Annotated in this window: 3 protein-coding genes; all 3 read left to right on the top strand. The window is 73.4% G+C overall.

Translation table 11 applies throughout. From position 1 onward, the window contains the following. Positions 1 to 482, top strand: a 482-nt coding sequence (locus H5J33_RS30960; RefSeq protein WP_181798082.1) for a zinc-binding dehydrogenase, incomplete at its 5' end; no start/stop codon positions are given. A 31-nt stretch (positions 483 to 513) separates the two neighbouring features. Continuing rightward, the gene (locus H5J33_RS30955; RefSeq protein WP_181798081.1) at positions 514 to 963 is read left to right on the top strand and encodes a nuclear transport factor 2 family protein; all 450 of its coding nucleotides are present in this window, start codon (positions 514 to 516) and stop codon (positions 961 to 963) included. Positions 964 to 1200: 237 nt separating this feature from the next. After that, positions 1201 to 2478: a caspase family protein gene (locus H5J33_RS30950; protein ID WP_309485529.1), complete on the top strand. Its 1278-nt coding sequence runs from the start codon at positions 1201 to 1203 to the stop codon at positions 2476 to 2478. Positions 2479 to 2502 lie beyond the last annotated feature (24 nt).

The raw sequence follows: 2502 nt of genomic DNA, 5'->3' as shown, positions 1-2502 counted from the left end.
ACTTCGTCACCGAGCTCGCGACCGCCGCCGGGGCCCAGGTCACCGCCGTGACCAGGAACGCCGAGCGCGGGGCCCGGCTCACGGAACTGGGCGCCGCGGAGATCGTCCACGACGTCACCGACGCCCGGGGCCCCTACGACATCGTGCTGGAGTCGACCGGCGGCCGGGCCCTCGCGGACGCGCTCGCGCGGCTCGCCAGGCGCGGCACGCTCATCTGGTTCGGGCAGGCCGGCCGCGTCCCGGCGACGCTGGACTTCTTCGACTTCTTCACGGGCCCCGAGTCGGCCGTCATCCGCCACTTCCACTACCTGGACGCCGACACCCGCCTCGGCGACGACCTCGCGACCCTCGTCCGGCTGACCGCCGAAGGCCGGCTGCACCCGGAGATCGGCCGCGTCGCGGACTGGGCGGGAACCGCGGCCGCCCTGACCGACCTGCGCGACCGCCGCATCCGCGGCAAGGCCGTCCTCACCCTGTCCTGAACCCCACCACACCGACCGAAGGAGCACGCCCATGACCACCAGCGACGCGAGGGCCGTCGTCGTCCGCTACGTCGAGGCCGTACGCGACGGTGCCGCCGACGTCATCCGCGACAGCTTCGCCGAGGACGCGACCTGGCACTACCCGGGGAGCCTGCCCGTCTCCAAGGTGTGGAGGGGCCGCGACGAGATCGTCGACGGGTTCCTCGGGAGCATGGGTACGGTCTTCGTCCCCGGCACCATGAGAATCGAACTGGTCGGCACGATCGCCGAGGGCGACCGCGTGGTGGCCGAATGGACCGCCAAGGCCACGACCGTGTCCGGCGCCGCCTACGACAACCGCTGCATCGGCGTCTACACGGTGCGCGACGGCAAGATCACGTCGGTGGTCGAATACGCCGACACCCACCACGTGGCCGCGACCCTCTTCCCCGGCCGGGAAGGCGGCGGGGTCCGGCAGGAGGGTGCGGCGGAGGCTGCGTAGGCGGCCCCGAGGAGGAGTGGGGTGGCACCGGGTTCGTCCTGATGGGCGGCGGCGGACCGGCCCCGCTGCTCGGCGCGCTGGTCACCGTGTCGGGCCTGCGGGGCGTACCGCGAGCCGAACCGGCCCCGGACAGCCGGCCGGAGGCATGTGCGCCGGTCCGCCCCCGTCCCGGCCGGGGCGGTGTCACCATGGGCGGGTCGGCGGACCTCAGGGGGGCGAGTGAAGGACAAGGGGCGCGTGGCCCTGCTCATCGGCGTGGGCCGGAACCCGGGGGCGGAACACCTTCTTCCGTCCCTGGAGGCTACGGTCACCGCGGACCTGGAGGCCCTGGGCGCCTCCCTGCGCGGCAGCGGCTACGAGGTACGGACCCTGCTGAACCCCACCCGGAACGAGATCACGGCGGGCATCTCCGGCTTCTCCGGCGGCGCGCCCCGGGGCAGCACGGCGCTGGTCTATTTCACCGGGCACGGCGTCCGGATCGGCACGACCGACCACCTGGTCCCGGCCGACGCCCGGGCCCCCGCGAGCGACGATCCGGCCGGGTGGGAGCAGCCCCACGTACGGGAGTCGCTCCTGGAAGCCGACATCAGCCGTTATCTGGCCGACTGCACGGCCGGCACCGTGCTGTGGGTGATCGACGCCTGCCGCTGGGGCGTGGACGAACAGGGCGCCGCCTTCGGCAGCAACGTGGTCGCGGGGCCCCCGCACGGCGGCTTCGCCATGATGACGAGCTGCGGCCCCGGAGAGCCCAGCGGTTTCGCGGAGACGGGCAGCTTCTTCACCGCGTCGCTGGCGCGTGCCTTCGACCCGCTGACCGAGGCCACGACGGTGGAGCAGGTGTACCGGGCGGCCGAACGCGCGACCCACGCGCTCTCCTTACGGGCACTGGGCCGTCCGCAGAAGGTCGGCCTCTACTACGGCAACGACCTGGCGGAGCGGACCAAAGCGCTGGAGGTCGCCGAGGGCAGGCGGCTGCTCGAACCCTGGCAGGACGTCGTCCGCACGTCCGCCCTCTGGGAGCGGGTACCGGCGGGCGACGCGGAAGCCGTGGCGCACCTCCAGGACTGTCTGTCCCGACTCGCCGCCCAGGCCGCGCGCCATGTGCACCACGCCCAGCAGCGGCTGCCGGACCCCTGGGCCGACGACGAGTATCCGGTGCGGCTGCTGACCGAACGCCTCCCCCAGCTCCTGCCCAAGGGTGCCGAGCTGTCCGCCCTGGAGGTCACCGCGCTGATCGCGGGCGTCCTGCTGCACGAGACGGCCTGGGCCGACCGGCTGAGCCAGGCCGCCGAATCACGTCCGCGGCTGGTACGGCGCCGCCCCGACGCCGACGGCCGGCGACGGCACTACGAGCAGATCACCGAGCAGTACCCGCAGATCACCGAGAAGCTCGCGGACGCGTACTCGTGGCTGGCGGACCCGGGGGACGACCGGCACGCGGTCACGCTGTGGCTGGTCCACCGCTGGATCGGGGAACGGTTCGGCGGAGCGTGTGCTTGCCGGCCGGGATGGTGACGTTGACGGTCTTCTTCTGGGTCG

Origin of the sequence: Streptomyces sp. WELS2 (assembly GCF_013870595.1) — a bacterium.
GTDB lineage: Bacteria > Actinomycetota > Actinomycetes > Streptomycetales > Streptomycetaceae > Streptomyces.
Note: the sequence above shows the minus strand (reverse complement) of the source record. Positions and strands in the feature narration are given on the sequence as shown.